Here is a 26935-nt window from a genome sequence, read left to right on the forward strand (position 1 = left end):
GAGCTTTGTTTAAACAGAAAAAACTACTTATCACTATGGTTTTTTTTGATTTGATGCATCTGAGTATTGCATAAAGACATACATTTTGATAGAATATCATATGTTGTGAATGTTATTTGATTAGAATATCGAGTTGACATAATCTCGGTTCTTCTGGAGGTGAAAAGAATGGCTAATATCAAATCAGCTATTAAACGCGTTAAAACTAACGAAACTGCTAGAGCTAACAATATTGCTCAAAAATCTGCTGTACGTACAAACGTTAAAAAAGTAGAATCTGCAATTGCTCTTAACGATGCTACTGCTGCTAACGAATCTATCGTTGCTGCTGTTAAAGGACTAGATAAAGCTGCAACTAAAGGCTTAATCAGCAAAAATGCTGCTGCTCGTAAAAAATCTCGTCTTATGAAAAAAGTAAACAAGTTGAACGCTTAATGAAACGTACCCTCTAGAGGGTCGTTTTTTTTTGTGTGATTTATTATGAGAATATGGATTATTTCATTGATGGGAAATCACTTTAGAGATGATTACCAGTTGAATTTTGGGAGCTTGAACGAAATTAGTACACAACAGAAAGCTGCAGGAGCAGCATTGCAGCTTCCATTTTAACTTTTATAAAGACGAACCCTGTATAACACCCTCACTTTTTCAGGCCTAAAAAAAAGGAGCCTGATAGCTCCTTCCGATAAAAACTCTATTTAGCCTTCAACACTGTCTTCTACAGTATCTGTTTCCGGTTGCTTTGCCTGCATATATATTACTGTTGCACAAACTAGTAATAAGATTCCAATTAAGCTAAATTGCGTGGATATAGAAGCTGGTATTAATCCGAGACCTGATGATCCGGCAACAACCCCTAATGAAAATAACGCATAAAAATATCCATATGCCTTCCCGCGCATCCTTTTAGTAGTCGATTGAACCAATAATGAATTTACGGCAGGAAATAAGAAAGCAAACCCAATCCCGTATAAAACCATTATAGAATAAAGAACCATTAGCTCACTTGATTGCCCCAGTAAAACTTGGCTGATCCCCATACATGCTAATCCAATCGAAAAGCTAACCAAGGGCGGAATTCGATCAAAATATTTATTCGTCGGCAGAATAAATATAGCAACAGCAACCAATCCAAATATACTCATTAAAGTACCGCTTAATCTTGAACTATAACCTAATACATCAATGTGCAAGGGCAGCAAATACGCAAGTGCCCCTTGTGAAAACATTAAAAAGAATGCTCCGGTGTAGGCTTGGAGTATCCCTTTATTAAAGATAAGTTTTCCCCTCTTCTCCGTCTTATGCTGTTTCGATTCAGAATGAGTTCTCAAAAACAACAATGTTGCAAGCAAAAGAATAATTCCACACGCAGCAATGGTCGTAAAAACAAATGGCACAGATGTCCTGCTAGCCATAATACCGCCATATGCAGGACCGCAAATAGCTGCGATTCCAATAAATGAACCTGTCACAGCACTTTGGCTGCCTTGCTTCTTACTATCCATTTGGTTAGCTAAGTACGTAAAAGCAGCAGGTACAATTAATCCACCAAGGAAGCCATGGAGGAAACGTACGATGATCAGTTCAGGTACATCATTTACAAAATTATAAAGCAGTAAAGAAATGCTCGTCATAAGCAAGCCTGTACAAAGTACAATAAAAGATCCATATTTATCCGTAAAAATCCCAGACAATATATTCCCAAAAGTATTCGTCAATGAATACATTCCCACAACAACCCCTGCAATCATTACACTTGCGCCAAGCGAAGTAGCATATGTACTCATAACTGGTAGCTGTGTAAATAAATCGATAAACGTAAACATGATAATGGCATATACAATCCACAGCTTCGGTAAGGGTTTTACATCGTACAATGATTGATGCTTTTTCAGCCACACATCAAAACAAAAATTACCGAATGGGATGAAAGCAACAAGGAAGGCTAACAGAGACCAGCCTATTTTCCACTGTATTCGAATTTGAGTATAAATAATGGAAGCTATATATCCAATAAATATCCCACCGTGGATTGAACCCGCAAGAGTAACGGCAAAGGGTAAATCTGCCCAGTATTTAAGCGGCATGGCTATGCCCAATAATAAAAGCAGTGAGATACCATCCAGTATTCCCGTAATCCGTAGTATGGTAATGGGATGCAATCCCTTATACTTCTTATTTAACACAATTTCACTCCTCTATGATGCAACAAACTTCACATTTAAATTATAGTCTATTTTTTATACCAAATTAATTCGAATAGCAAACTTCCATGTTCTAAATATGAACAAATAAAGAACTTTCTATTTTATCCTCTTGCATAGACCAATATCCATTTTGGTTATTCTTATTCCTTCCTCTACATACATTTAATATAATTAGCCACCGAAAGGAGAAAAGAAATGCAAATACATGTTGTCAGACAAGGAGAGAGTATCTATTCCATTGCGCAGACCTTTAATACTACTCCTGAACAAATTATCTCTTCAAATCAATTAGAAAATCCAAATGATTTGGTTATAGGTCAGGCACTTGTTATTCCGATTACAGGGAGCTATTACTTTGTGCAACCAGGAGATAGCCTATATACAATTGCCCGGAGGTTTGGAAGAACTGCTCAAGAAATTGCAGAAGTAAATAATATTTCATTAAACACACCATTAACTGTAGGATTAAGGCTGTATATCCCTCCAATCCCTAGACGTGAAGCTGAATTTAATGCCTATGTGGAACCAAGAGGAAATACTGTTTCTCCCAATCTGGAACGAGAAGCAAGAATTGCAGTACCTCACCTTACATACTTATCACCGTTCAGCTATCAAGTTCAACGCGACGGTACGCTAAAACCGCCTCTATTAGGTGAATTTCCGGCCATAGCCAGGAGCGCGAACAATGTACTGGTCATGGTTGTGACAAATTTAGAGAATGATGCGTTCAGCAGTGAACTCGGGGAGGTTATTTTAAACAATACGGATATCCAAAATAATTTGCTTTCCAACATTGAAGATACTGCCAAAGCTCAAGGATTTAGAGATATTCATTTTGATTTTGAAAGTCTTAGAGGGGAAGATCGGGAGGCTTATACAAATTTCTTACAAAAAGCAAAGGAAAGATTTTCACCGCAAGGCTGGCAGGTTTCAATTGCGCTGGCTCCAAAAACAAGCGCCACCCAAACGGGCAAGTGGTATGAAGCACATGATTACAAAGCACAGGGTGCAGTTGTAGATTGGGTCCTCATTATGACCTATGAGTGGGGTTACAGCGGTGGGCCAGCTCAGGCTGTATCTCCTATAGGACCTGTTCGCCAGGTGCTTACCTATGCGATTTCAGAGATTCCATCACGTAAAATTATGATGGGGCAAAATCTGTATGGCTATGATTGGACACTCCCCTTCGTACAGGGTACTACAGCCAGAGCGCTCTCCCCTCAGCAGGCCATTGATCTGGCACGACGTAATAACGTACCAATTCTTTATGACAATAATGCTCAGGCACCCTATTTTAGATACAGGGATGCCGAAGGAAGAGAACACGAGGTATGGTTTGAGGATGCTCGCTCCATACAGGCAAAATTTAATCTACTAAAGGAATTAAATCTTCGGGGGATGAGTTATTGGAAATTAGGATTATCGTTTCCGCAGAACTGGCTCCTAATAGAAAACAACTTCACAACCATTAAAAGATAGGATTACAAAAAGGTATCATGCACTCGCCATGATACCTTTCGTTTTACCAGGTACTGTTATGATTTTAATATAAATAGCTCTAAAAGGATTTCTTTGTCTCCGGCACCGCTCTTCATTTTATAGTCCAGCTCTGCCAATTCAGAGAGAGCACGCATCAATTTCATTTCTGTAAAATCATTCACACGCTTCAGTGCAAGTTTTACCGGATAAGGGCTCATTTTTAATTTAGATGCTATTTGCTGGGCATTGTAGCCCTGTCCTGATAGTTTTTTAACCTGAAGTATAATCCTGTATTGCCGTGCAATGGCTGCTAATATACGAATTGGCTCTTCCTTTAAAATCAGAAGCTCTTTATATAACTGGATAGCTTCTTTTTTTTGGCCATTCATAATATAATCGACCAAATCAAATACATTTTGGTCAAAGGTCTTGGGAACAAGTTTATTTACCATTGCCTTGTCAATTTCCTGTTCGACCGTCGCATACAAAGCGAGCTTTTCTAACTCACTTGCAGCCATCATTAAGTGATTCCCCGTCAGAGATAATAAAGTTTCTACCGCCTCAGGTGTAATTTTCACTCCTAAGGATTTAGCGTTGGCAGTGATCCATTTAGATAATTCCTTTTCGTATAGCGGTTTCGCTTCCAAGACTGCAGAATTTCTCTTTAATTCCTTCGTTATTTTCTTACGCTCGTCCAGCTTTGGATATGGAGCTATAAAGATGGCAATTGATGTCGGTGAAGGATTAGCCAGATAGCTTTCCAATCTTTTTAGATCATGCTCAACCTTTTCCTTCTTTCTTTCGGCTGTCAAAAATATGGGATTATGTAATATAACAACCCTGCGCTCCCCGATAAACGGTAAGGTTTCCAATTCCTCGATTGCCAACTCTACAGGTGTTTCCTCCAGATCAATAGTAGCCAAATTAAACTCTGCTTCATCCTCTGATAAAGCATGCTCGCAGATTAAAGCCTTTGTTTTTTTTATAAAATACTCTTCTTCGCCAAATAAAAGGTAGACAGGACTAAACCGTTTACTTTTAATTGTATTCCATAAATCCATTACCAATATAATCGCCTCTGTTTATAAATTCCTTCTTTCATCCTAATCCCCACCATCAATTTTGACAAGTCTTTCAAGAGGAACCGGAAAAAATAACCGGTTCCCAGAATCTATATCAACGCCTTCTTGCCGGACCCGGGATACCTAACAAAAAAGCGAAAAAGCGCTATAGATCAGTTACCATTTAAATGACTCTTTCATGTACTGAAATGTTTATTTGGAAAATAGCAGGATAATAATTATATAAATTTGGAGATTGTGGATTTTTTTTACTAAATGTTCTATGATAAAAGAGGTCGGGGGGTGGATTAATGAACGAGTTTGAAAAGAATGTACAATCAAAAACAAATGACGTATCAGATTCCATCATGGGATTTGTTGTATCATTTGGTTTTTTCGCTACCATGTTTATTATTGCCATGGTCATCCAATTAATCGGTGCATAGTTCATTTTTTCAAGCGGCCTCATGGCCGTTTTTCATTTCTTACACATACTATGGACTTTGAATAGAAATCGTTCCATCTTTTTTGTTCGTATACGTATATTGAATACTGCCCTGTAAATCTGTTCTGTAAATAATAATATTTTCTTTATCAAGCAAATGAATGACTTCCTCATGCGGGTGGCCAAAACGATTATCTCTTCCCGATGAAATGACAGCTATTTTAGGATCTACCTCTCTTATAAAATCTATTTGGGAAGAGTTTCTGCTGCCATGGTGTCCCACTTTTAAAATATCAGCCCTTAGGTTCATTTTATTTTGCAAAAGCTTGTCTTCTCCGAGTTCACCTAAATCTCCAACAAATAACCAATCTACCTGATTAATACTTGCTTTTATAACAATTGAAGACTCATTCTTTTCCTCCACTTTCTCTACTGGCGATAAAATGGTAAATTTAGCATCTCCCGCAGTCCACCCCATTCCTGCTTGAACCTCTTTAACGGGGATTTTCTGATCAATCGCTTCCTTTATTACTTCCGTCTCTCTAAACTCCTTACGCTGTTCAAATGGTATCAATATCTCACCAATCTTCAATTCCTCAACAATGGCTCTTGCTCCTCCGACATGGTCCTGATCAGCATGCGTAAGGATTAGTTTATCAATGACTTTAATTCCTTTACTTTTTAAAAATGGTAATATAGTATCTTTTCCAGGATCGAACTGGCTATTATGTACTGCCCACTCCTCCTTTCCAAACAGAGTGGCTCCACCTGTATCAATAAGATATGTTCCATTATCACCAGGTAATTGAATGAACGTTGAATCCCCCTGCCCTACATCTATAAAGGTTATCTCTCCATTTCCTGAAAAAAACTGACTGTTATATTGATAAAAGAGCATTAAAATCGTGATTAGACACGTATTAAACAGGTGTTTCGAGCGGATTTCTATTCCAATAAGAATAGAGATAAAACAAACCACAATACATACCATTACCAGTTTGGATGGCTTACCAAATATAAGAGTGGAGGAGGGCAAGGCAGACATAAGCTCTGTAGATTTCTCCAATAAAGAATAAATAAAATTGAGCATCAGCAATCCCGGCTCAACAAGAATTTCAAGGATTATCAGCAAATAAACACCAATGGTTAAAGGAAATAATAAATAAGTAAACAACGGTACATAAAGTAAGTTAGAAATAAAACTAATGAGGGAAATTTCATAAAAATGATAGATGATGATTGGCGTGGAGATGATTTGGCATATTGCCGTCATAATAAAAAGACTGAAAACAGGTGAATGCGGCGATTTTTGAAGGATTTTTGTTGAAAGTATTAACCCATAAGTCAGCAAAAAGGATAACTGAAAACCGATATGGAAAATTTGATACGGATTAATAAGTAGATATCCCATTAGACAAATCGTTATTGTTTTAAAAGCTGTCAACCGCAGTCCGATAAACTGACCAAACATAAATATGGAAGCCATCATGCATGCTCTGACAATCGAAGCAGACAATCCGGTGATGACCGCATAAAAAGGAAGTAAACAAGCTAGCAGCAAAAAGGTTTGCCTCCGAGTAAAGCCGATTCTTAAGAATCCATAAAATAAAATAGCAGCCACTAATGCAACTTGCATCCCTGACAAAGCCAAGATATGGACAATCCCCAGTTTCTTAAATTGGTTATACATATCCTCTGATATACCACTTTGTTCACCAAATATGAGTGCTTTAGTAAAGCTGCCAGCGGTTCCTAAGTATAAATGATCAATCCGCTTAATTTCCCGCTCTCTCATTTGTGCCAGTTTTACAAACAAATTGCGGCTATCTTTGGATATATCTTCTTTATTTTCGATTTCCAAAATCCAATGCGCTCTATTAAACCTTAGATAGGTTCGAAAATCAAATCCATTCTCGACCGTTGCACGAGTTGGTTTTGTCAGATTTCCGTTTACGCGAAAGGACTTTCCCGTTAGAATCGTATTTTTTAAGACATTTGCCTCCTCTTCATTGTTAATCCGGTAAGTAATCCATATTTTCTCGTTATCTGAGAGTTCAGCAAGACCACTAACCCGGTCCCCTTTAATCTGGGGATAGGATGTAAAATGGATTAAAAGCTGAGTTTCAGCCCCGGTCAACTGGCTGGTATTTGAACGATCCCAAAAAAAGCTATGGACACAAAATATTGAAAAGATAATATACAGGAGAATCGATTGCTTAATTGGAAATTTGTTTAGAATGTAACAAAATACGAGGACTATTAGCAGAAGAAAAGTTTTACTTAAGTAAATGGGTGCTGTAATCCCTGAAATAGCAATTACAGCACTATAAAATAAAAATCGGTTGCTCATATCAGTCAAATTGCGGAAATAAACTTGCTGCATCTTTCAGATAGCGTGCAAGATCAGATTCAGAAGCTCCTCTTTCTTTTAGCTCATTAATAAGCTCCATGACAAAATTCATTTTCTTTTCATCATGGAAATCAACCCACTTTTCATCAACAATCACCTGTTTAACACGCACACCTGCCTGTTCAAATAATTCTTCAGCATATGGATGATTCTTATAGGATTCGGCATAATAGATTGTTTTAATTCCTGCTTGAATTAAGGCTTTACAGCATTGCAAGCAAGGGAAATGAGTAACATAAATCTCAGCCCCCTCAGTTGGTACACCAAATTTAGCACATTGCAACAAGGCATTCATTTCAGCATGGATGGTTCGAACGCAATGGTTATCAATAACATAGCATCCTTCGTCCACACAATGCACACCTCCAGCAATTGATCCGTTATACCCGCCGGCAATAATGCGATTATCCCTTACGACTGTCGCTCCAACCATTAACCTTGTACATGTGCTTCTTAATGCAAGTAAGTGGCTTTGCGCCATAAAATACTGATCCCATGAAATACGTTCCATTTCTCTCTCCTCTTTCAATGAACTTTCCTTCACTTTAACAAGAATTGTATCCTTCCTACAACTATTCTTTTCTTACTTAACAGTTATTAATTCCCTGAGCTTTTCAAATGTTTTATCACCTATGCCTGTAACTTCCTTCAAATCTTCAATCGTTTTGAATGATCCAAGTTCTTCCCGTTTTTGTAAAATCGCTGTCGCTTTACTCGGACCGATTCCCGGAAGTTCCTGCAGTTCTTCAGATGTTGCTTTATTCAAATTAATTGTACCATCCCCCTTGGCCGCTGAGACTGTATTCCCTGAACTTTCCCCAGCTGTATGATTAGAAGCCTCTGCTGTCTCACCCTTGATTGGGATATAGATGACCATTTCATCCTCTACTAATTGCGCCATATTCACTTGCTTACTATCAGCCCCATTTTTCAATCCACCTGCTTTTTGAATGACATCCGTTACTCGATCCCCCTTCAAAAATTCATATACACCAGGTTTTTGAACGGCACCCTTCACATCAACCTTATAAGTAGCACTCACCTCAGGTTCTGCCACCAGTTTTTCCGTATCTTCATTCTTTTTTTCTATTGCACTCTCCTCCGTCCAATTTATTTCACTTTGTTCGATTTGCCCATCTTCAGATTGCATATTCCAAAAGAAGAGTGCAGCACAGGCTACTCCTGCACCTGCTAGTAGGATTCCATTTCGCCTGATAAACTGTACGATTTTCTCATTCATTTAATTTACGCTCCTCTTCATATTTGATATTTACTTGCATAAATTTGTTATAAGGAATAGTGGATATCGTGATATTTATCCAATAAGGAGGATTTATAATGATTACCGGCATAATTGGCACAGGTAATATGGGAACCATCTTAATTCAAAGTTTAATTGGGTCTTCGGCCGTTGCAGCAAAGGATGTAATCATCATGAACAGGACTAAACACAAAGCCCAATCCCTGGCTGTTGAATTACCAGGAATCCATACAGCACACACAAGTATTGAACTTGCAAAACAAGCGGATTTAATCTTTTTATGTGTAAAGCCGCATGAAATGTATCCATTAATTGAAATTCTTGAACCTCATCTAAGTTCGGATAATTGCATTGTTTCCATCACAAGTCCAATCTCCATCAAACAATTGGAAGCTGTCGTCCCCTGCTCATGCGCTAGATTTATTCCATCTATTACCAATCGCGCCTTGGCAGGCGCAACACTGCTGACATTTGGTGAATCCTGCAGTCCATATTGGCGGAACCAACTTCAGCAGATGGCAGCAGCAATTTCAAAGCCGCTCGAAATCGACAACAAATATACCAGAGTATCCTCAGATATTGTTAGCTGCGGTCCGGCTTTTTTTAGTTTTATTGCAAGAAACTTTATCGAAGCTGCGGTTGATCATACGGGAATAAGCACTGAAGAAGCCACCCAGCTAACCGAATCAATGCTGATTGGGCTCGGTGAATTATTACGTCAGCAGCATTTTTCATTGCCTGCTTTGCAAGAAAAGGTGTGTGTGAAAGGCGGTATTACAGGTGAAGGTATCAAAGTGCTGGAAAGTGAATTAGGTGAGGTTTTTAGTCATGTTTTTCAGGCTACGCATCGGAAATTTGAAGAGGATTTAAAGGGAATTGAAAATCAGTTTGGGGTTTCATATCATTAATTCTAATCATATTATAAAAGTCCTTTACGAAAACAAAGGTATTTATGAAAACATTGTGTCAATATAACTAAAAAACCAGGAACATCACGTTTCCTGGTTTTTTTACATTATTTCCTTTTACAAACAAAGAAGATTCGATCGGCCTCATCAAGGGAATTTCCTCCGAAGTCACCCATCAGTTCCACAAGCTCAAATCCAATCTCATCAAGCCAAGTTTTATACATATCGATCGGGTATGTACGTTGAAAATGATCTTCATCAAACCGGTTATACGCATCAAGCTCATGATCATAAACATAGAAAGTCAACTCATGTACGACACTGTGAGGAATATCTGTCCCTTTCCACGCATTCCAGATATAGGAAATATCATCTCCATTATCTGCATAGGTTTGATCACTAAAAAAAGTGGACATTTTTTTCACAGAATGAACATCAAAGATAAATAAACCATCCTCTTTCATATGGTTCAAAACACCTTTAAAAGTATCCTTTACATCATCCTCATCACCAAGATAATTTAATGAGTCACAAAAGATGACAACTATATCATATAGATTCAATCCTTCTAAAGCTCGCATGTCCTGGTGATAAAACGGGATGTCATGCTGATTCTCGCTTGCTTTTTGAATTGCCACAGCCAGCATTTCTTCTGATAAATCAACGCCGGTTGGCTGGAAGCCTGCTTCTTTCAAACGAATAGCAAGCTCACCAGTCCCACATCCAATATCAAGAATTGATTTTTCATCTAATTGATATTTTCGGGCAATTTTTTTTAAAAACTCAACCCATTCCTGATAGGGAGCATCTTTCATTAAGTAATCATAAACATAAGCAAAGTTTTGATAACTTACATTCATATATTAAGTTCCTGCAATGATACTTCTGGGGCATCTCCCCATAATCTTTCCAATTTATAGTATGAACGATCATCTTTATGGAAAATATGCGCTACAACATCGCCCATATCAACTAGAACCCAACGCGCTTCATCAAAGCCTTCCATTCGGCGGACTGTCGCTCCGTTTTCTTCGACTTTTTCCTTCATTTCGCGTGCAATTGCTTGTACTTGTTTGTCTGAGTTACCGTGGCAAATAATGAAGTAATCAGAAATCAACGAAATTCCCTTCATATCCAAAACGAGTATCTCTTCTGCTCTTTTGTCATCAGCTGCTTTTGCAGCTACCTCTAATAATTCTTTACCATTCATTTAATTGTTCCTCCCTATCTGCTTTGCAAGATCGTTATAGGCATGGAAGGTATCCGGATAGATTGTTTGATTTTTTTTAATCAAAAATGTGATTGTATTTCCCATTGCCTGAAGCACAGCTTTATCCAGGCTTAGTAAGGACAACGCTCTCACTTCATCTACTCCAGGGAAACTTCTCCCAGGCTCTATATAATCAGCCAAATAAATGATCTTATCAAGCATACTCATTCCGACACAGCCCGAAGTATGGTTTTTGATTGCTGAAAGGATTTCTTCATCATGAAGATTTGCTTCTTTCTTAACTAAAACCGCTCCAACCGGTGCATGCCATAATTCAGTATTATATTCCAATAAATCCTGGGGTAATTGCTCATTCTTAATGATTTGTTCCATCTCATCCAGAGGACGATATTTGGCATAATCATGAAAGATTGCTGCCAATTTAGCTTTTTCTATATCTGCACCGTACCGTTCTGCCAATTCCTGAGCACTTTCCAATACACCCAATGTATGAATATATCGTTTATCAGGTAATTGCTGCCTAACGATTTCCAATGCTTTTTGTTGATCCATATAACTGATTCTCCTCAATATATATCTTTACCGCATCAGGAACCAAATATTTGATTGTCTTTCCATTGCTTATTTTTTCACGAATCCACGAAGAGGAAACAGCGATTTCCGGAATATCCACCAATGTGACAGGATAGGATGTCTCAGTACTGTAACCAGGGCGTTTAACACCTGTAAAGCGGACTAATTTACTCAATTCATCTATTTGTTTCCACTTCGGTAAATATTCAATCATATCAGCACCGATAATGAAATAAATTTCTGAGTTTGTATCCCGTTCTTTCAGGAGTTTAATGGTATCTATAGTATATGATGGCCCATTTCTTTCCCATTCTATTGTATCAATCATAAAACATGGATTACTACCGATTGCTAATGTAAGCATATCCAAGCGCTCTTGATTAGACGTTGAAGTTTTGGTTTTATGCGGGGGCACATTATTAGGCATAAAACGTACCTCATCCAAATCTAATTGCTCCCTAACCTCATTTGCAATAATTAAATGACCGATATGAGGGGGATCGAATGTTCCGCCTAAAATACCAATTTTTTTCATATAGTGTGCCCCCTTCCCTAAATAGGAATTTAATTATGATGGAAGAATAATTTGTTTGTTTTCTCTTGATTCTTTATATAAAACAATCGTATTACCAATGACTTGAACCAATTCCGCACGTGCACCTTTTGAAAGCTGTTCAGCCACCGTATCACGGTCCTCTTCGCAGTTTTGCAAGATGCTGACCTTGATAAGCTCACGAACTTCAAGAGCCTCACCAATTTGTTTAATCATATTTTCATTCACTCCGCCTTTTCCAACCTGGAATATCGGTTGAAGGGAATGTGCCTTCGAACGCAAAAATCTTTTTTGTTTACCTTTTAACATTTATGATCCTCCTAATTGTTGTAAAACTAATTGTTTCATTCTTTCTGTATCCGGCATAACACCTGTCCATAACTCGAAAGCCAGTGCTCCCTGGTTTACAAACATATCCACACCGTTTTGAACCTTATTACCACGGTCTTTTGCCTCTTTTAAAATTTTGGTTTCAAGAGGGTTATAAATAATATCACACACAACCGCATTTTGATTTAGTTCTGTCAGAGAAAGTGGTGATGCATGTACGTCTGCTAACCCAACCGAGGTTGTCTGAATAATAATATCATATTGGCCGAGAGAGCTCTCTGCTTCTTTCAGGCTAATTGCTCTCGAATTTATATTCCCATGATAATCTGCCAGCAACTGTTCTGCTGAAATATGAGTCCGATTGGCGAGATCGATTTTTGCTACACCTGTTTTAGCCAGTGCAAAATAAATTCCTCTTGCCGCACCGCCTGCACCAATAATCAAGACATTTTGACCATCTATACGATCGGTTATAGTCAGCAGTCCTTTAATAAACCCAGGACCATCCGTATTGTACCCATATAACAGTCCATCCTTTATGACAACAGTGTTAACAGCACCAACTTCATTTGCAAATTCGTCTAAGACATCGATATAAGGAATAATGCGACTTTTAAAAGGTACCGTTACATTAAATCCGCCGGCCCCCAAAGCTTTCATTCCCTCGACTGCCTGTTGTAGCTCATTATCCTCAACATAAAACGGCAAATATACTCCATCTACAGAATATTTATCAAATGCGTCATTATGAATAAGCGGAGACATTGAATGCTCAATTGGATTCCCTAATACCCCGAACAGCTTCTTCATTTTACTCTCCTTTAAATCAATGATTTACGGATCGTCACTTGCACTCCTTTAGGAACATGTGCGGAAATCACTGCTCCCGGCTTGTTAATCGTTACCCAGCCCAGGCCAGAAAATACGATGTCTGTCTTCCCTTCTTTTATAGAGAATTGGTGAGCTACTAGCGGTGGAAAATCATCTAATTCAGAAGGATGCGGCGGTACCAATAATTCGCCTAAATGTGTTTTGTACAGCTCGTCTGCTTTTTCTAATTTCGTCCGGTGGATATTTAACTCATTGGACAAATAACAAGTAAATGAATTCCGTTCACCCTGAATAAAGTCAAATCGAGCCAAGCCACCGAAAAAGAGAGTTTGGCCAGCATTCAATTGAAAAACTCTTGGTTTAATCTCTTTCTTTGGAGTAATCACTTTTAAATCTTCTTTACCCACAAAGTGAGCCATTTGATGGTGATTAATGATTCCAGGCGTGTCTATTAACGCTCTTTCATCATCCAGTGGAATTTCGATAATATCCAGAGTTGTTCCTGGGAAGTATGAAGTCGTAATCACATTTTCTTCACCACTGCCCTGTTTAATAATACGGTTGATAAAAGTGGATTTACCGACGTTTGTACAGCCCACGACATATACATCACGTCCCTCACGCAATTCCTCTATACGCTCCATTGCTTCTTCAATTCCATGTCCTTTAGCACCGCTGACAAGCATAATATCAACAGGATGTAAGCCAAGTTCAACCGACATGTGCTTCATCCAGGTAATTAGCTTATTAGGCTTGACTGATTTCGGTAATAAATCACTCTTATTACCGATTAAAACAACTGGATTATGGCCGACAAATCGTTGAATTCCTGGCAGCCAGCTTCCATTAAAATCAAAGATATCCACTAATTTGACGATTAAAGCATCCTTACTTCCAATTCCATTCAGAATTTTTAAAAAGTCGTCATCAGTTAGGGATACATCTTGTACCTCATTATAGTGTTTAAGTCGGAAACATCTTTGGCAAATGATTTGTTCTTTTTGAAGTGAGGAAGATGGTGCATATCCTATTTTTTCAGGATGCTCCGTTTGAATAGTCACACCGCATCCCACACAGCTAATTTGTTCTTTTTCCAAGTCTAGTCCTCCCATGTTATCTGTCCTTTTTTACGGAACCATGTTAATATTCTGCGTTCAATTTTACGATTTATTTTAGTTGTCCAGCCATCTGTTTGAGCAACAGGAACGACAAGGATTGTTTGAAACCCGTTACGATTGCCGCCCAACACATCGGTTAAAAGCTGGTCACCGATCACGACTGCTTCTTCTCTTTTAATACCCATAATCTCTACAGCTCTTCTGAATGCAGCTCCCATAGGTTTTTTCGCTCTAAAAATAAAGGGGATTTGAAGTGGATCAGCAAAGGACTTTACACGTAGTTCACTGTTATTGGACACAATTGTCACTTTAATACCATGTTGCTTCATCATTTCAAACCAAGCAATCAGTTCTGGCGTGGCAAGAGGACGATCCCATTCCACAAGGGTATTATCAAGGTCTGTAATAATCCCCTTTATACCATTATCTTTTAATTCCTGAGGTTTGATTTCATAAATACTTTTAACATGCTTGGAAGGTAAAAATGCTTTTATCACTCTATACACCTCTATTAATTCTTTTTCACCGCTATCCATCATAACGGATATTTTAATTTATGTCATAGCCAAATAGCTAAATTTGATGAAAAGTGCAGTCGAAATATAAAACCTTTCGACACATTGCGCCATTATTTAAATCTGTGGATAAGTTTATGCACATCACTAACAGATCATTTACCTTTTTATACGATACGTTTTCCCGATAAAAATTATAGATACACACAATTTACCCACAAGTTATACACCTATCCCTGTGGATAACAGAACGGTTGTTCCATCCTCTTGATTCTGTTAAATTAAGGGTACACCAAGGCAAACTACTAATATATTGTCGTTGCCACCCATTTAGAACAGTAAATTGGAGGTGAAGCCGCAAGGCAAAATAATGCAAAAACTACCAGATGATCTTTTAATTGAATCATATTACAAAGCCAGGCATTTAAACTTAAGCCAAGAATTTATCCGTCTAATTGAAAGAGAAATTGACAGGAGATCCTTATCTTATAAAATATTTTAAGCAGAGCCAAACTCATTTGTATCATGCGCCCTGGTTAAGATCCAGGGCAATTTTTTTGTATTATTATTTTATATACCCTATTGTCTCACCGACATGTACTGGTTGCGGCAAAGCACCTGTTATGTATGGAGTAAAGGTTTCCTTCTCAAATAATAGAACCACGGTTGAACCGAAAGAAAAATACCCGATTTCTTCCCCTTTATGTAGAGTATCCCCCGAATGTGTTCTCTCTATTGAATTAACAAACATGGCACCAACCTTTACAACAGATAGAAATCCTCCGGCATGCTGGATTTCTGTGATTTCACGGTAATTTTTTGATAGAGGGTATTTACCTAATGTCATCCCCCACTTGTTGACTGGATATGACTTTCGTCCAAGAGTACTTTTCCGTGTAACCAATCCCTCAACTGGAGAGTGAATACGATGATAATGGCTTGGACTTAAATATAGTACCATATATCTGCCGCCTAGATATTTTTCTGTATCTTTTGTGTTCCCAAGCATTTCCTCAACTGAATATACCTTCCCTTTCACCTGGAAAGAAGAATCTTCATGGATGGGCCCACTATCCTCCAATACGGCATCTACAGGACTGACAACAGTCCCCTCCTCATGATTAATTTCGCGCGCTCCATTTATTAAAGCCCTTGTAAAAAAGTCATGCAGGGATGTGTATTCCTGAATGGGACGATCCATCTCAGTCAAATTAATTTTGTATTGCTTTGCAAAAGATGGGATTATCCGCCTGCTTGCTTTAGAGTTTGCAAATTTTCTTAAAAGGGAAGAAGTCCATCTGCCATTGGTTAATTCGATTAATAATTGATATACCTTTTCCTTCACTTTCTTCACCTATTTTCTTGTTATATAGCTACTCACATTTAGCTATCTTTCGATTGGATATAAAATTAACAAAAACACCCATGACGATTGAGGGTGTTTGTCTCTACTTAGTTTACTATTCCTTTAAAGGAAGGGAAAGATTTTTCTTACTGATACAGTCAAGTATATCATCATTTCAATTTAAATCGTCTCTTCATACTCGGAAACCACCAATTCCATTTTCCCATCATTTTCAAGAGGATTGGAACAAGGATTAACCTAATAATCGTCGCATCCAATAAAACAGCAATCGCTAAAGTAAAGCCCAGCTGTTTAATTTCTAATACGCGTGTCAGGATAAATGAAATAAAAACAATGATCATAATTAAGGCAGCCTGGGTAATAAAAGGACCTGTAGATTCGATTCCCCTTGCTATTGATTCTTCATTATCGTGGGATGATTCCCATTCTTCTTTAATCCTTCCGACTAAAAATACCTCATAGTCCATAGAAAGTCCGAACAAAATTGCGAAGGTTAATACAGGCAAATAAGACTGTATAAATCCTGGAGAAGTAAATTGAAGATACTCTTCTCCCCATCCAAATTGAAAGACTAAGACTGTCATTCCGCATGCTGCTGTTACACAAATAATATTTAATAGAATTGCTTTTATTGGAATAAAAATGCTCTTAAAAGCAATTACCAAGAAACAATAGGAAATCATTAAAACAACCACAATGACGATGGGTGTTTTTTTTGCTGTTTCTTCATGCAAATCATTCACTTGAGCTGTAAGCCCTCCAATATAAAGGCTCCCTTCATTCACCTGTTTCTCAAACCGTTCATTTAGCTTAGAGACAAAAGTTTTTGCTTCAGTAGAATCTGGGGCATATTTCAACGTAATCATTAAAGGGGCTACATTAAAATCGTCATTAATCAAAAAACTGGTATATTCCTTAAGTTCAGGTAGTTTTATTAATTCTGCTACCTCATTGTATGTATCATCATCACCTAAAAGATTGTCAGTCAATTCTGTAATGGATGAAACCATTTGGACCTCATCAAAGGTTTTGAGGATATCTCCAACAGTCGAAATTTCCTTAAGCTCTTCCATACTGAACCGACTACCTGAAGCCTTCTTTACCAGGAGAACCGGTGAGTATAGACCGGACACAAACTTATCCTCTAAAAGCGTATTTCCTCTTCCAGATGGATAATCCTTTAAGGCATCTTGATTAAGCCCTATTCCCAAATGCATCTGCAATAATGGAGCGGTCAATGCTGCTAGAATAAGCAAACTCCCAATTAAATAAGGAAGTGAGTACTTCATGATATGCTTTGTCCATCGATACAGATATTTTCTCTGATTAGTCTTCTTTTTATATGGTATGGAGAAACTGTTCAGACGATGTCCAAGCAAACATAATAATGAAGGTAAAAAGGTAAGTGTCAGCAACAATAATATAAATAAAACAGCAAATGTGCCCACTGTTAAATTAAGAAATAATTTTGCATGAACAAGAGGGAGTCCGATTAATGAAATCATAACCGTCAACCCAGATAAAAATATAGACTTTCCGCTTGTGGCAATGGCTATGGCGATTGCCTGATGAGAATCATTTTGTTGAAGTTCCTCCCTATATCTAATAATCAAAAATAAAGAATAATCAATTCCTATTCCCAGTCCAATCATCGTCACTACACTTGGTACAATAATGTCAAAATCCTGATATCCCGAAAGACTTAAACATGCAAAGGTAAGAACTACCGCCATTCCTCCTAACATAATCGGGATTAAAGCCGCTGTAAGAGAACCAAATGCAAATAAAAGAACCACAAGAACAAAAGGCATGCCCAATTTTTCCGCAAAGGTAAGATCCCGCTTTTCCATATGGGTCAAATCCTTTATTGTCGGAGTGGCCCCTGTCAAATATAGTTCAAGCCCACCCTTCTGCGCATCCAAATATTCACTAAGTACATCAATCGTTTCTAAAACCCGACCTTTATTCCCTTCAATAAAAAGTAACGCGTAACAAGTGTGCAAATCCTTTGAAACTTGATTCTCCCCCTCCAGCAGAGGGTTCTCCATCGGATTTGCAACTACAGTTACCCCTTCTATCTTTTGGATTTCAGCCAGAACATTATCTACCGGTTCGTAAAATTTTTGTTCATTTACTTTCCATTGATTCGAATGAAAAACAAGAAAATTTTGTTCACCCATATCATCTGCAAAGTTATGCTCCATTAATTTTTGAGTTAGTTCTGATTGTGAACCTTTTACATTTAATTGCGGTGGTGAAAGATGGTTAAAAAAAGATGGTATTAGCATTATTCCGCCAAGAAACAGTAATCCCCAAACTAGCAGGATAACTTTATAATATTGAATGACCTTACAGCCAAAACGGTAAAAATAAGAAGAATTATGTTGGGGTTTAGATTCGTGCATATTGACACCTCAATTTTTTGAGCGTGACAATATTATTTCCTTTTAACGAAAAAAACGGACAAGTATCTTTTGCCCGTTTTGACTATTTTTTCTTCCTTTTTTCTTTCTCTGCTCGATAAAATTCATGGAACATTTTCATTAATGCTCTCTTTTCAATTCTTGAAACATAGCTGCGAGATATACCCAGTTCTTTCGCTATCTCTCTTTGTGTCTTTTCCTTTTTTAGATCTAGGCCAAACCTGCCAACAATAACCTCCTTTTCACGGTCCTCAAGCACATCAATATACTTCTTCACTTTTTCAAGTTCCATATTAAGCTGAATTGTGTCAATTACATCCTCAGACTCAGACTTCAATATATCAAGCAATGAAATTTCATTTCCCTCTTTATCTTGGCCAATCGGGTCATGCAACGAAACATCTTTTTTTGTTTTTTTTATCACTCTTAGATGCATCAAAATTTCATTTTCTATACAGCGGGCCGCGTATGTAGCAAGTTTCGTGCCTTTACCTGAGGAATAAGATTCGATTCCCTTGATTAAGCCAATCGTTCCGATTGAAATGAGATCCTCAGTATCTTCCCCAGTATTTTCAAACTTCTTTACAATGTGAGCTACAAGCCTTAGGTTATGTTCAATTAATAAATTCCTTGCTTCCGCATCTCCTTCCGCCATTCTTTCAATACATTCCCTTTCTTCCTTTGCTGATAATGGTTGAGGAAATGCATTGTTTTTAACATAGGAGACGAGAAAAACCAATTCTTTAATAAAATAGCCAAACGTTGCTAAAACTCCTGCCAATTAAATCAGCTCCTCACTGTTTCCAACCAGTTAGACTATTAGATATGTATGACAGCAGCCTCTATCCCTTGCCTGTCCTTCTGAAAATAAGATATTTGATTTATGCCCAACCATATAAGCAATCATCCCATATTATAATAATAATCTACGGTATATAAGGAGGTGCACCTATGTATCCTTATCATTTTGGAGGACCCAGTTGCGGTTGGGGCTATCCTCCTCCACCATGCCGAAATGGGTATGGCGCCGGATTTGCGATCTTAATTATTCTATTCATTTTATTATTCCTCTTTGGCTTTTGGGGTTTCTGGAGCGGGGGATACTTTGGTCCTAAATAAAGAAAAAAACTTATGCTCTGCATAAGTTTTTTTCTTCTTTTTATAATTCTATAGTTGTGATATCAGCTACAATGACAAATGTGATTGTAACGGCAGTAGCAACCCCCATTACGAATAATAACATGGTAACCAACCCCTTATTCTTCCCATTTACCTAAATTTAACATAATAAAGGAGTGTCCCAAGCGACGTGATGTGAAGAATAATTGACTAATTCTTTACAGGAATGTGAACAGTTCGTTATGCACTATCCTTATTAATCCAGAAAAATTTTGATGTCTTTACTATCATATTGCTAGTCATATCTATCGCCTTCCTTCCGATTGAGCAAATTTTTTTGGACCGGTCAACCTTCGCATACTCGAGTATGGAATATAATTAATAGAATTTATTAATTATAGTTGTTTTTCGATCAAGTATTTCATTTTCCGCCTGACGTATTGAAACGTATTCAGACCTGCCCAATTTATTTGACTTGATTGTAACCGTGAACAGAATCATATTAAAGGTCATGCAATTACCTCCTTAAGCTTCAAATCATCGGTGTTTTTAGCACACTTTATCAATATATTCATCACACCACCAATATAGAACTAAAATTGTATAAAAATCCTATAGTTTAATTTACTATTTTTCACCAAAATATAGACCATTACAGACCTTTAGAAAACCAGAATGGGTAAGTATCTACATATCATAAATTTTAAACAAAGCAAAAAGCCGCAGAAAATTATTCTGCAGCTCTAATGCCAGGCTTATATAATGTTTTGTCCAAGTTGTTCATGAACCGACAAGTGTTTAAGTGTGTCTTGATATCATCCCACTGCCTATATTACACATTCTTACAATGCTGGCATTCCATTTCGTTTATTTGTCCATTGCTCACTTCAAAAATACGGTCTGCCATAGCCAGTACCTCCGGATGATGGCTGATGAGAATAACAAGTTTATCTCCCGCATGGGCTTTAATGGCCTGAAGAATGGAGGATTCATTCAACGCATCAAGATTGGTCGTAGGTTCATCCAGGATGAAAACCGAGGCATCATCCAGGAATAATCTGGCCAACGCTAATCGTTGGAGCTGTCCACTTGAAAGATTTTCACCAAATTCCTGAAGATGTGTATCCAATCCTTCTGGAAGACTTTTTATAAATTGATACAATCCTGCTTTCTCACAAGCATCCCAAATTTCTTCATCCTTATATTTTTTATACATCGTCAGATTCCGGCGCAATGTATCCGAAAATACAATTGTATGAGCATCAACCATACTGAAATGATTCCGGTAAGAATCGGCATCATACTCCTCGGCTGGCACTCCATTTAATAGTATGGTACCTTTCGTAACTGGAATATCCCGCAGCAGTAATGAAATCAATGTTGATTTTCCCGTACCATTATCTCCCCTGATGCCAATAATTTCTCCTATTCTCCATTCAAAATTAACGTTTTTATATAAATGTTTGCCTTTTTCATACTCAAATTGAACATCTTTATATTTAATATTACCAATATGGACGAGTTCACGACTGCCTCCCTCATTTACCTCAGGAGTAATATTCATGATTCCTAAGACACGTTTAGCACTGGCAAATGTATGAACAAGGCTCGAGCTAAGCTGCGATAAAGCTAGTGCAGGACCAAAGGAAGAATAAAGCAGCAGCACAGCTAAAAGCCCTGTACCTGCATCCACTTTACCAATTCCGTATAAATAAATGGATATACCAATTTGTATAAACACTGAAAGGTATAATGCCCCATCCGTCAATGCCTTGAGTAGACCTTCATGTTTCTTAAGGGACAAAGTAGAATTATTTAATTCCTCACTATATTCGTCAATTTGATTAATTGTCTGTTGCTCCTGTCCAAAAATGTACAGTTCCTTCAACCCTTTTAATCGATCAAGGATATATTGACTTTGCATGCCAAATTGAACACGATAAGCTTCTCCTGCTTCTTGTCCGCTTCTGTACACACTTTTCGGAACAACATAGCTTATTAACAAATATGAGAACAACGCTGCAACAGCATAAAATGGATGAAAAGACCAAAAAATCGCCAGATAAACAATTCCTGTGATAAAGCTAATACAAACAGGAGCTACTGTGTGCGCATAAAACACTTCAAGCATTTCTACATCCTTAGTAATAACATTCATAAGCTCCCCTTTTTGAAAGCTCATTAATTGCCCATTCCCAAGCTTTCCAAGGGATCTAAAGATATGAGACCGGATAGTAGCCAGAAGACTAAATGCAATGTAATGGGTCATATATTGCTCGCACAGACGAAAAACAGCACGCATTATACCTGCTGTAATAATCATAATCAGCAACAGTCTTCCATTTCCAAAGTCCTTAAGGCCCATTACATCCAAGAAAGCCATCCCTCCTATAAGACTTATGGCTGAAACCGCCAAATAACCTAATGTACCAAGAAGGATTGTCAGCATCATATGTGGAATAAGCGGCTTTAATATTTTCATTAATTGAATCAAATTCTTTCCGCTGCTAATCATACTGCACACCTTCCGATTGATTGTTGTTCTTCAAATAGCTCTGCATAAATGTTCCCATTGTTCATAAGTGTTTGATGATTGCCTTGTTCAGCTATTTTTCCATTGGAGAATACATAGATTTGATTTGCATCTACTAAACGCTGCAAGTGATGGGTAATCATGATAACCATTTTTCCCTGACGGCTGATTCTTTGAATAATATCAAGAATATCATCTTCACTACTACGGTCGATATTGGCAGTAGCTTCATCAAAAATAAACACTTTAGGATTCTTTAACAGCATTCGGGCAATTGCTAATTTTTGGCGCTGTCCGCTTGAAAGATTCGTCCCTCCGCTTTGAATTTTATAATGAAGGTTAGCAGCAAATTGATCTAGCTTCACAAACCTAATAATCTCTTCTGCCTCTTCTACCTCCAAAGTTGGTTTAGCCATCATTAAATTAGAAAAAATCGTACCTTCAAAAATATAGGAACGGTTACTGACACAGCCAATCAATCGATGCACCTGATCAATAGGCAGTTCCGCTAAAGATGTCCCACCGATTTCAATTGTTCCATTTTCCGGTTCAATGAAACGTTGCAGAATATGTGTAATAGTCGTTTTTCCTGCACCAGAAGCACCTGCAATTCCCGTCACCTCGCTTTGCTTGATGACAAGATTGCAATCCTGCAAAGCCGGTTTTTCAGCATATGGATAAGTATAGGTTATATTTTTAATGCATAAATCTCCTGTGATATCCTTATGAACAGCTGGTTCTTCTTTTTGCGAGTCAATTTTTAAAATGGAGGATAATAAATTCAAGGCACTCGTACCATTCATACCTACATGAAAATAGGATCCCAACAGTCGAAATGGTACAAAAAATTCAATCGCCAGCAGAGAAAAACAGATAAAGCCAGTTAAACTTAAGTTTCCATTTTTATAGGCAATCACTGAGCAGACGATTCCCAAAGCTGCTCCTAAATAGGCGATTAAATCCATAATGGTGATAGATTGCAATTGCATCCTAAGCACCTTCATCGTCATATAGCGGAATTCCTCTGCTTCCTTATTCATAATCTCTCCGTATGCCTTTTCTCCGTTATAAATTTTTAAGGTGCGCAGTCCCTCTACACCTTCAACGAACTTTTTACCAACATCCAAGTATTTATTCCAATATGTTTTAAAAATTCTCTTTCCAATTTTTACGCCGGCCACAATGGCAACCGGAATTAAAAAACCACTGATCAACAACATAAGCGCAATTTTCCAATTCAATTTTGCCATTACCACAAATAGCAGGACAGGAGTCAACAGGCTATAAAAAAATTGCGGCAGATAACGACTGTAATAAACATCGATATTCTCGATACCTTCTACCGCGAGCTGGCTAATTTTACTGATTTCCAGTTTGGTAATCTCTTGAGGGGTCAGTGAAAGAAGCTTTTCAAACAGTTCTCTCCGCACCTTATGCTTTAGCTCAAATGATGTATAATGTGTGAGCTTTGTCGAGTAATAATGACAGCCGAACTTTATAGCTATAATCAATCCAATATATAAAATGTAGTACATATCCATAACGATATTATGAACATAGAACAAGGCAGAAAATAATTCCGCAATCTCAAATACAATCACTATATTTATAACAACATTCAATAATTGCAATAATGTAACTTGAACCAAAACAGGGATGATTCCATACTTTTTTGCATAAATCATCATTTCTTTTTGAATCATATTTGTTGCACTTCCTCTTGATTATTAATCGTAGGAATTTTTATAAAAACAATCAATTTAACAACTGCCAACACGCATAGAACAATGCGAACGTGCAAATGATTGACCATTAAACCGCTGATTAGAAGTAATAAATACACGGTTAGTAAAATCGTTAATTTTCTTCTTAAAGTAAGACCACCATCCCTTTGGTAGCTCACTACATATTTTTCGTAAAATGACTGTTTCTTCAGCCAGTTTTCACATTTAACTGAATTACCAGCGAATAAAATTGCTGTCAGTAATAGTAAAGGTGTCGTTGGTAAAATAGGAACTGCGATTCCAATTAAACCAAACAATAGAGATATCCATCCCAATCCCAGTAAAATTAGTTTTTTCATCTGTCTTCCCCCACTAAATATGTATCAATACAAGCCATACTATAGAGCCTAACCCTCCAACTATATGAACGGCCGTACAATTTTTTTGTTTCTTTAAAAAAGGAATTATTGCTGTCAGAGCAATGATAAGCATATAAATGATATAACCAAATAAATTAGAACTCATTTGAAATAAATATATAAATATACTTATCAAGGCTATACAACCACTCCATCTATGAGTAAGTTTTATCGGTCTATTCTTTTTAAACAGGTGTAAAACCCCAAAGAATAAGCAAATAAAAAAAGAAAGTTTATGTAATGTCAACAATATCATTAGAAACCACCCGTACATTATTATTTTGATATATTAATATTATTGATAATGATTATCAATGTCAATGATAAATTTATCAAGTACCTGTAAAGATTCTTGATTAAAAGATTATAAAAAAAAGCCAACTCATTAAATGAGTTGACCTGTATTTTATAGAATTTATTCTTCGTCTTGTATTAACTTCCCATATTTCTTGGATAAAGCAAAAAATAATGCGGATAACGCCAATACTCCAGCAGTAGCAAAAGTTAAGTATTCCTTTACTACTTCACTCATACCTTCCTTTGGCAATATGGATCCTAAAAAAAGAAATACAGCAAACATTAGGAGAGTTGTACCAAAACGTTTATAATCTATCATTTTCTCTTTCAAGGAAACTACCACCTTTCAAATAAACTAGTAATACAGTAACACGATATTCCTCCCTATGCTAATGTAAATAGTGGCAGGCGAACCACTAAAATATATGGACAGAATGGTATCAATAGTTATGAACAATCACATTATTTTTTTAAGAAAACAAAAAAGTTCTGTCTTAGTATTTCGACAGAACTTAAAAATTTTATTTTAATTCTTTTACAATTCCCATTGCCAGTTGAGCTGAATGCAATGCAGCCTTTTCCAGGAATTGATCAAATGATAAATCTGACTCTTTGCCAGCAATATCACTTAATGCGCGCGTTACTACAAATGGAACATTAAACTGATAAGCCACCTGCGCAATAGCGGCTGCTTCCATTTCAACTGCCTGCAGCTGTGGAAACTTTTCTCTTACAAATCGAACACGTTCAGGATCAGACATAAATACGTCACCGGTTGCGATTAACCCTTTTCCAACTCCAACCCCGTCTATGCCTGCGGCCACTTTCTCTGCAAGTGATACAAGCTTTTCATCAGCAATAAATGCTGCAGGTAATTGTGGAACCTGTCCGTATTCATAATCAAACGCCGTAACATCCACATCATGGTGACGTACCTCAGTTGAAATGACCATATCTCCTACATTTAATTCTGGGTTATAGCCACCTGCTGAGCCAGTGTTGATGATAAAATCAGGCTTGAACTTTTCAAGAAGGACAGTTGTTCCCATGGCAGCATTCACTTTGCCAATACCGGATTTTAACAAAATAACATCCACACCAAACATCTGTCCAGTTGTATATTCTGTATTAGCAATGACAACAGACTCGGCACTTTCTATATTCTCACGCAAATAAGCAACTTCTTCTTCCATTGCGCCAATAATAGCAATTTTCATCAGTATAACTCCTTTATTACAAAAATTAAAATGACATGTACCATTTTACCATAAATCATCTGCATAAACAGACCACTAATCCTTTATTGGAACTAGAGTATTCCAGGCATTTTTGGTAGACTTAGTTTGAAAATGAAGGAGGCAAAAAAAGTGGAATTTAAATTAGAACTAATTGAAGACAAAGTTGAATTTTTCGAGGCATCCTCAATTCAAAACCTTGAAAAACAAATCCAACAAAAAATAGATCAAAACAAAGCAATCATGCTATCCGTACACCACATATCCCACCAAATCCACACCACCCCCGAAGGCAAACCCATATACACAGCCGTAGTACACTATAAACTAAAAAGCTGAAGGGCCTTGTTCAGGAGTGAGAAGCATAAGACATAGGCTCGAAGGGGATGTTTCTCCCCCGTAGAGGCTATGCTTATGTCCCGAACTCCTAGGCCCTGAAGCTGGATTAACTAAAAAGCTGAGACGACTGTTCAGACCCGAAAAGCATAAGACGAATACTCGGAGGGAGACGTTTTTCCCTCCCGCAGAGTATTTGCTTATGACTCGAGGGACTAGGAGTCGAAGCTGGATTAACTAAAAAGCTGAGACGACTGTTCAGGCCCGAAAAGCATAAGACGAATACTCGGAGGGAGACGTTTTTCCCTCCCGCAGAGTATTTGCTTATGACTCGAGGGACTAGGAGTCAAAGCTGGATTAACTAAAAAGCTGAAACGGCTCATGTTAAGGAACGAAGACTAAAGGCGCCACGTCCTGTGGCAACGTCTTCATGACCAACATCCTGTTGGCCCGCATAAGACATAGGCTCGAAGGGGATGTTTCTCCCCCATAGAGGCTATGCTTATGTCCCGAACTCCTAGGCCCTGAAGCTGGATTAGATAAAAAGCTGAAGGGCCTTGC

The 26935-nt window shown here is 37.6% G+C and carries 29 protein-coding genes; 7 read left to right on the forward strand and 22 right to left on the reverse strand.

Annotated elements, in window-relative coordinates; translation table 11 throughout:
• Positions 1-168: 168 nt before the first annotated feature.
• Positions 169-435: a 30S ribosomal protein S20 gene (rpsT, locus tag A8L44_RS10415; protein WP_066105290.1), complete on the forward strand. Its 267-nt coding sequence runs from the start codon at positions 169-171 to the stop codon at positions 433-435.
• A 263-nt stretch (positions 436-698) separates the two neighbouring features.
• Here the strand turns inward: rpsT and A8L44_RS10420 are convergent, their stop codons facing one another.
• Positions 699-2186 carry an MFS transporter gene (locus tag A8L44_RS10420; RefSeq protein ID WP_139063838.1) on the reverse strand — a complete coding sequence of 496 codons (1488 nt, stop codon included), beginning with the start codon at positions 2184-2186 and terminating at the stop codon, positions 699-701.
• Positions 2187-2402: 216 nt separating this feature from the next.
• Between A8L44_RS10420 and A8L44_RS10425 the strand changes: the two genes are divergently transcribed.
• The gene (locus tag A8L44_RS10425; RefSeq protein WP_066105291.1) at positions 2403-3686 is read left to right on the forward strand and encodes a LysM peptidoglycan-binding domain-containing protein; all 1284 of its coding nucleotides are present in this window, start codon (positions 2403-2405) and stop codon (positions 3684-3686) included.
• Positions 3687-3742: 56 nt separating this feature from the next.
• Here A8L44_RS10425 and holA read toward each other — a convergent pair whose 3' ends face one another.
• Positions 3743-4747 (reverse strand): DNA polymerase III subunit delta, encoded by a 1005-nt coding sequence (gene holA / locus A8L44_RS10430; protein WP_077248089.1) that lies wholly within the window; start codon positions 4745-4747, stop codon positions 3743-3745.
• A gap of 311 nt (positions 4748-5058) precedes the next feature.
• Here holA and A8L44_RS10435 point away from each other — a divergent pair, with 311 nt between their 5' ends.
• The gene (locus A8L44_RS10435) at positions 5059-5193 is read left to right on the forward strand and encodes a YqzM family protein (RefSeq protein WP_066105296.1); all 135 of its coding nucleotides are present in this window, start codon (positions 5059-5061) and stop codon (positions 5191-5193) included.
• Positions 5194-5241: 48 nt separating this feature from the next.
• Here A8L44_RS10435 and A8L44_RS10440 read toward each other — a convergent pair whose 3' ends face one another.
• The 3 genes from A8L44_RS10440 to A8L44_RS10450 form a co-directional block, all read right to left on the reverse strand.
• Entirely contained in the window at positions 5242-7575 is a 2334-nt protein-coding gene (locus A8L44_RS10440; protein WP_066105299.1) for a DNA internalization-related competence protein ComEC/Rec2, read from the reverse strand.
• On the reverse strand, positions 7544-8113 hold the full coding sequence (locus A8L44_RS10445; RefSeq protein WP_066105301.1) for a ComE operon protein 2: 570 nt from the start codon (positions 8111-8113) through the stop codon (positions 7544-7546). The genes A8L44_RS10440 and A8L44_RS10445 overlap by 32 nt, the downstream gene beginning before the upstream one ends.
• Before the next feature lie 72 nt (positions 8114-8185).
• Positions 8186-8842: a helix-hairpin-helix domain-containing protein gene (locus A8L44_RS10450; RefSeq protein WP_077248068.1), complete on the reverse strand. Its 657-nt coding sequence runs from the start codon at positions 8840-8842 to the stop codon at positions 8186-8188.
• Positions 8843-8940: 98 nt separating this feature from the next.
• Between A8L44_RS10450 and comER the strand changes: the two genes are divergently transcribed.
• Positions 8941-9771 carry a late competence protein ComER gene (gene comER, locus A8L44_RS10455; protein WP_066105304.1) on the forward strand — a complete coding sequence of 277 codons (831 nt, stop codon included), beginning with the start codon at positions 8941-8943 and terminating at the stop codon, positions 9769-9771.
• Between the two features lie 107 nt (positions 9772-9878).
• Here comER and A8L44_RS10460 read toward each other — a convergent pair whose 3' ends face one another.
• Genes A8L44_RS10460 through A8L44_RS10495 form a run of 8 tightly spaced genes read right to left on the reverse strand, consistent with a single transcriptional unit; the run spans position 9879 to position 14943 of the window.
• A complete protein-coding gene (locus A8L44_RS10460; RefSeq protein ID WP_066105308.1) occupies positions 9879-10631 on the reverse strand; it encodes a class I SAM-dependent DNA methyltransferase in 753 nt (250 codons plus the stop codon).
• Positions 10628-10981: a ribosome silencing factor gene (gene rsfS, locus A8L44_RS10465; RefSeq protein WP_066105311.1), complete on the reverse strand. Its 354-nt coding sequence runs from the start codon at positions 10979-10981 to the stop codon at positions 10628-10630. The genes A8L44_RS10460 and rsfS overlap by 4 nt, the downstream gene beginning before the upstream one ends.
• On the reverse strand, positions 10982-11554 hold the full coding sequence (gene yqeK, locus A8L44_RS10470) for a bis(5'-nucleosyl)-tetraphosphatase (symmetrical) YqeK (RefSeq protein WP_066105314.1): 573 nt from the start codon (positions 11552-11554) through the stop codon (positions 10982-10984).
• The gene (locus A8L44_RS10475) at positions 11523-12110 is read right to left on the reverse strand and encodes a nicotinate-nucleotide adenylyltransferase (RefSeq protein WP_066105318.1); all 588 of its coding nucleotides are present in this window, start codon (positions 12108-12110) and stop codon (positions 11523-11525) included. The genes yqeK and A8L44_RS10475 overlap by 32 nt, the downstream gene beginning before the upstream one ends.
• A 33-nt stretch (positions 12111-12143) precedes the next feature.
• Positions 12144-12437, reverse strand: coding sequence for a ribosome assembly RNA-binding protein YhbY (gene yhbY, locus A8L44_RS10480; protein ID WP_066105322.1), 294 nt, complete (start codon positions 12435-12437; stop codon positions 12144-12146).
• Positions 12438-13268, reverse strand: a complete 831-nt coding sequence (gene aroE, locus A8L44_RS10485) for a shikimate dehydrogenase (RefSeq protein WP_066105324.1) — start codon at positions 13266-13268, stop codon at positions 12438-12440.
• Between the two features lie 11 nt (positions 13269-13279).
• Positions 13280-14401 (reverse strand): ribosome biogenesis GTPase YqeH, encoded by a 1122-nt coding sequence (yqeH, locus tag A8L44_RS10490; protein ID WP_066105326.1) that lies wholly within the window; start codon positions 14399-14401, stop codon positions 13280-13282.
• Positions 14389-14943, reverse strand: a complete 555-nt coding sequence (locus tag A8L44_RS10495) for a YqeG family HAD IIIA-type phosphatase (RefSeq protein ID WP_175354283.1) — start codon at positions 14941-14943, stop codon at positions 14389-14391. Before A8L44_RS10495 ends, yqeH begins: the two co-directional genes overlap by 13 nt.
• Before the next feature lie 349 nt (positions 14944-15292).
• Here A8L44_RS10495 and A8L44_RS10500 point away from each other — a divergent pair, with 349 nt between their 5' ends.
• Positions 15293-15424: a sporulation histidine kinase inhibitor Sda gene (locus A8L44_RS10500; protein ID WP_066105330.1), complete on the forward strand. Its 132-nt coding sequence runs from the start codon at positions 15293-15295 to the stop codon at positions 15422-15424.
• 63 nt (positions 15425-15487) lie between these two features.
• Here the strand turns inward: A8L44_RS10500 and A8L44_RS10505 are convergent, their stop codons facing one another.
• From A8L44_RS10505 to sigK, 3 genes are all read right to left on the reverse strand, one after another.
• Positions 15488-16267 (reverse strand): phosphatidylserine decarboxylase, encoded by a 780-nt coding sequence (locus A8L44_RS10505; protein ID WP_066105333.1) that lies wholly within the window; start codon positions 16265-16267, stop codon positions 15488-15490.
• Between the two features lie 170 nt (positions 16268-16437).
• Positions 16438-18693, reverse strand: coding sequence for an MMPL family transporter (locus A8L44_RS10510; protein ID WP_066105336.1), 2256 nt, complete (start codon positions 18691-18693; stop codon positions 16438-16440).
• 82 nt (positions 18694-18775) lie between these two features.
• Complete coding sequence (gene sigK / locus A8L44_RS10515; protein WP_066105338.1) at positions 18776-19492, reverse strand: RNA polymerase sporulation sigma factor SigK; 717 nt, start codon at positions 19490-19492, stop codon at positions 18776-18778.
• Between the two features lie 170 nt (positions 19493-19662).
• Here sigK and A8L44_RS18960 point away from each other — a divergent pair, with 170 nt between their 5' ends.
• Positions 19663-19830 (forward strand): hypothetical protein, encoded by a 168-nt coding sequence (locus tag A8L44_RS18960; RefSeq protein ID WP_175354276.1) that lies wholly within the window; start codon positions 19663-19665, stop codon positions 19828-19830.
• A gap of 378 nt (positions 19831-20208) precedes the next feature.
• Here the strand turns inward: A8L44_RS18960 and A8L44_RS18545 are convergent, their stop codons facing one another.
• The 6 genes from A8L44_RS18545 to mtnN all read right to left on the reverse strand — a co-directional run bounded on the left by A8L44_RS18545 (position 20209) and on the right by mtnN (position 26020).
• A complete protein-coding gene (locus tag A8L44_RS18545; protein WP_077248070.1) occupies positions 20209-20343 on the reverse strand; it encodes a YrzI family small protein in 135 nt (44 codons plus the stop codon).
• A gap of 319 nt (positions 20344-20662) precedes the next feature.
• Complete coding sequence (locus A8L44_RS10520; protein ID WP_066105340.1) at positions 20663-22345, reverse strand: amino acid ABC transporter ATP-binding/permease protein; 1683 nt, start codon at positions 22343-22345, stop codon at positions 20663-20665.
• Positions 22342-24066, reverse strand: coding sequence for an ABC transporter ATP-binding protein/permease (locus A8L44_RS10525; RefSeq protein ID WP_066105343.1), 1725 nt, complete (start codon positions 24064-24066; stop codon positions 22342-22344). Before A8L44_RS10525 ends, A8L44_RS10520 begins: the two co-directional genes overlap by 4 nt.
• Entirely contained in the window at positions 24063-24446 is a 384-nt protein-coding gene (locus tag A8L44_RS10530; RefSeq protein WP_066105347.1) for a DUF454 family protein, read from the reverse strand. Before A8L44_RS10530 ends, A8L44_RS10525 begins: the two co-directional genes overlap by 4 nt.
• A 475-nt stretch (positions 24447-24921) precedes the next feature.
• Positions 24922-25134 (reverse strand): YrhC family protein, encoded by a 213-nt coding sequence (locus A8L44_RS10540; protein ID WP_077248071.1) that lies wholly within the window; start codon positions 25132-25134, stop codon positions 24922-24924.
• Between the two features lie 190 nt (positions 25135-25324).
• A complete protein-coding gene (gene mtnN / locus A8L44_RS10545) occupies positions 25325-26020 on the reverse strand; it encodes a 5'-methylthioadenosine/S-adenosylhomocysteine nucleosidase (protein WP_066105353.1) in 696 nt (231 codons plus the stop codon).
• Between the two features lie 150 nt (positions 26021-26170).
• Between mtnN and A8L44_RS10550 the strand changes: the two genes are divergently transcribed.
• Positions 26171-26377 carry a DUF2536 family protein gene (locus tag A8L44_RS10550; protein ID WP_066105356.1) on the forward strand — a complete coding sequence of 69 codons (207 nt, stop codon included), beginning with the start codon at positions 26171-26173 and terminating at the stop codon, positions 26375-26377.
• Positions 26378-26935: the final 558 nt, after the last annotated feature.

It is taken from the genome of Bacillus sp. FJAT-27986, assembly GCF_001685035.1.
Lineage (GTDB): Bacteria > Bacillota > Bacilli > Bacillales > Pradoshiaceae > Pradoshia.

Coding starts and splice junctions, on each gene's coding strand:
- rpsT (WP_066105290.1), top strand. CDS start 169: ATGGCTAATATCAAATCAGCTATTAAACGCGTTAAAACTAACGAAACT.
- A8L44_RS10425 (WP_066105291.1), top strand. CDS start 2,403: ATGCAAATACATGTTGTCAGACAAGGAGAGAGTATCTATTCCATTGCG.
- holA (WP_077248089.1), bottom strand. CDS start 4,747: ATGGATTTATGGAATACAATTAAAAGTAAACGGTTTAGTCCTGTCTAC.
- A8L44_RS10435 (WP_066105296.1), top strand. CDS start 5,059: ATGAACGAGTTTGAAAAGAATGTACAATCAAAAACAAATGACGTATCA.
- A8L44_RS10440 (WP_066105299.1), bottom strand. CDS start 7,575: ATGCAGCAAGTTTATTTCCGCAATTTGACTGATATGAGCAACCGATTT.
- A8L44_RS10445 (WP_066105301.1), bottom strand. CDS start 8,113: ATGGAACGTATTTCATGGGATCAGTATTTTATGGCGCAAAGCCACTTA.
- A8L44_RS10450 (WP_077248068.1), bottom strand. CDS start 8,842: ATGAATGAGAAAATCGTACAGTTTATCAGGCGAAATGGAATCCTACTA.
- comER (WP_066105304.1), top strand. CDS start 8,941: ATGATTACCGGCATAATTGGCACAGGTAATATGGGAACCATCTTAATT.
- A8L44_RS10460 (WP_066105308.1), bottom strand. CDS start 10,631: ATGAATGTAAGTTATCAAAACTTTGCTTATGTTTATGATTACTTAATG.
- rsfS (WP_066105311.1), bottom strand. CDS start 10,981: ATGAATGGTAAAGAATTATTAGAGGTAGCTGCAAAAGCAGCTGATGAC.
- yqeK (WP_066105314.1), bottom strand. CDS start 11,554: ATGGATCAACAAAAAGCATTGGAAATCGTTAGGCAGCAATTACCTGAT.
- A8L44_RS10475 (WP_066105318.1), bottom strand. CDS start 12,110: ATGAAAAAAATTGGTATTTTAGGCGGAACATTCGATCCCCCTCATATC.
- yhbY (WP_066105322.1), bottom strand. CDS start 12,437: ATGTTAAAAGGTAAACAAAAAAGATTTTTGCGTTCGAAGGCACATTCC.
- aroE (WP_066105324.1), bottom strand. CDS start 13,268: ATGAAGAAGCTGTTCGGGGTATTAGGGAATCCAATTGAGCATTCAATG.
- yqeH (WP_066105326.1), bottom strand. CDS start 14,401: ATGGGAGGACTAGACTTGGAAAAAGAACAAATTAGCTGTGTGGGATGC.
- A8L44_RS10495 (WP_175354283.1), bottom strand. CDS start 14,943: ATGGATAGCGGTGAAAAAGAATTAATAGAGGTGTATAGAGTGATAAAA.
- A8L44_RS10500 (WP_066105330.1), top strand. CDS start 15,293: ATGCAAAAACTACCAGATGATCTTTTAATTGAATCATATTACAAAGCC.
- A8L44_RS10510 (WP_066105336.1), bottom strand. CDS start 18,693: ATGCACGAATCTAAACCCCAACATAATTCTTCTTATTTTTACCGTTTT.
- A8L44_RS18960 (WP_175354276.1), top strand. CDS start 19,663: ATGTATCCTTATCATTTTGGAGGACCCAGTTGCGGTTGGGGCTATCCT.
- A8L44_RS18545 (WP_077248070.1), bottom strand. CDS start 20,343: ATGACCTTTAATATGATTCTGTTCACGGTTACAATCAAGTCAAATAAA.
- A8L44_RS10520 (WP_066105340.1), bottom strand. CDS start 22,345: ATGATTAGCAGCGGAAAGAATTTGATTCAATTAATGAAAATATTAAAG.
- A8L44_RS10525 (WP_066105343.1), bottom strand. CDS start 24,066: ATGATTCAAAAAGAAATGATGATTTATGCAAAAAAGTATGGAATCATC.
- A8L44_RS10530 (WP_066105347.1), bottom strand. CDS start 24,446: ATGAAAAAACTAATTTTACTGGGATTGGGATGGATATCTCTATTGTTT.
- mtnN (WP_066105353.1), bottom strand. CDS start 26,020: ATGAAAATTGCTATTATTGGCGCAATGGAAGAAGAAGTTGCTTATTTG.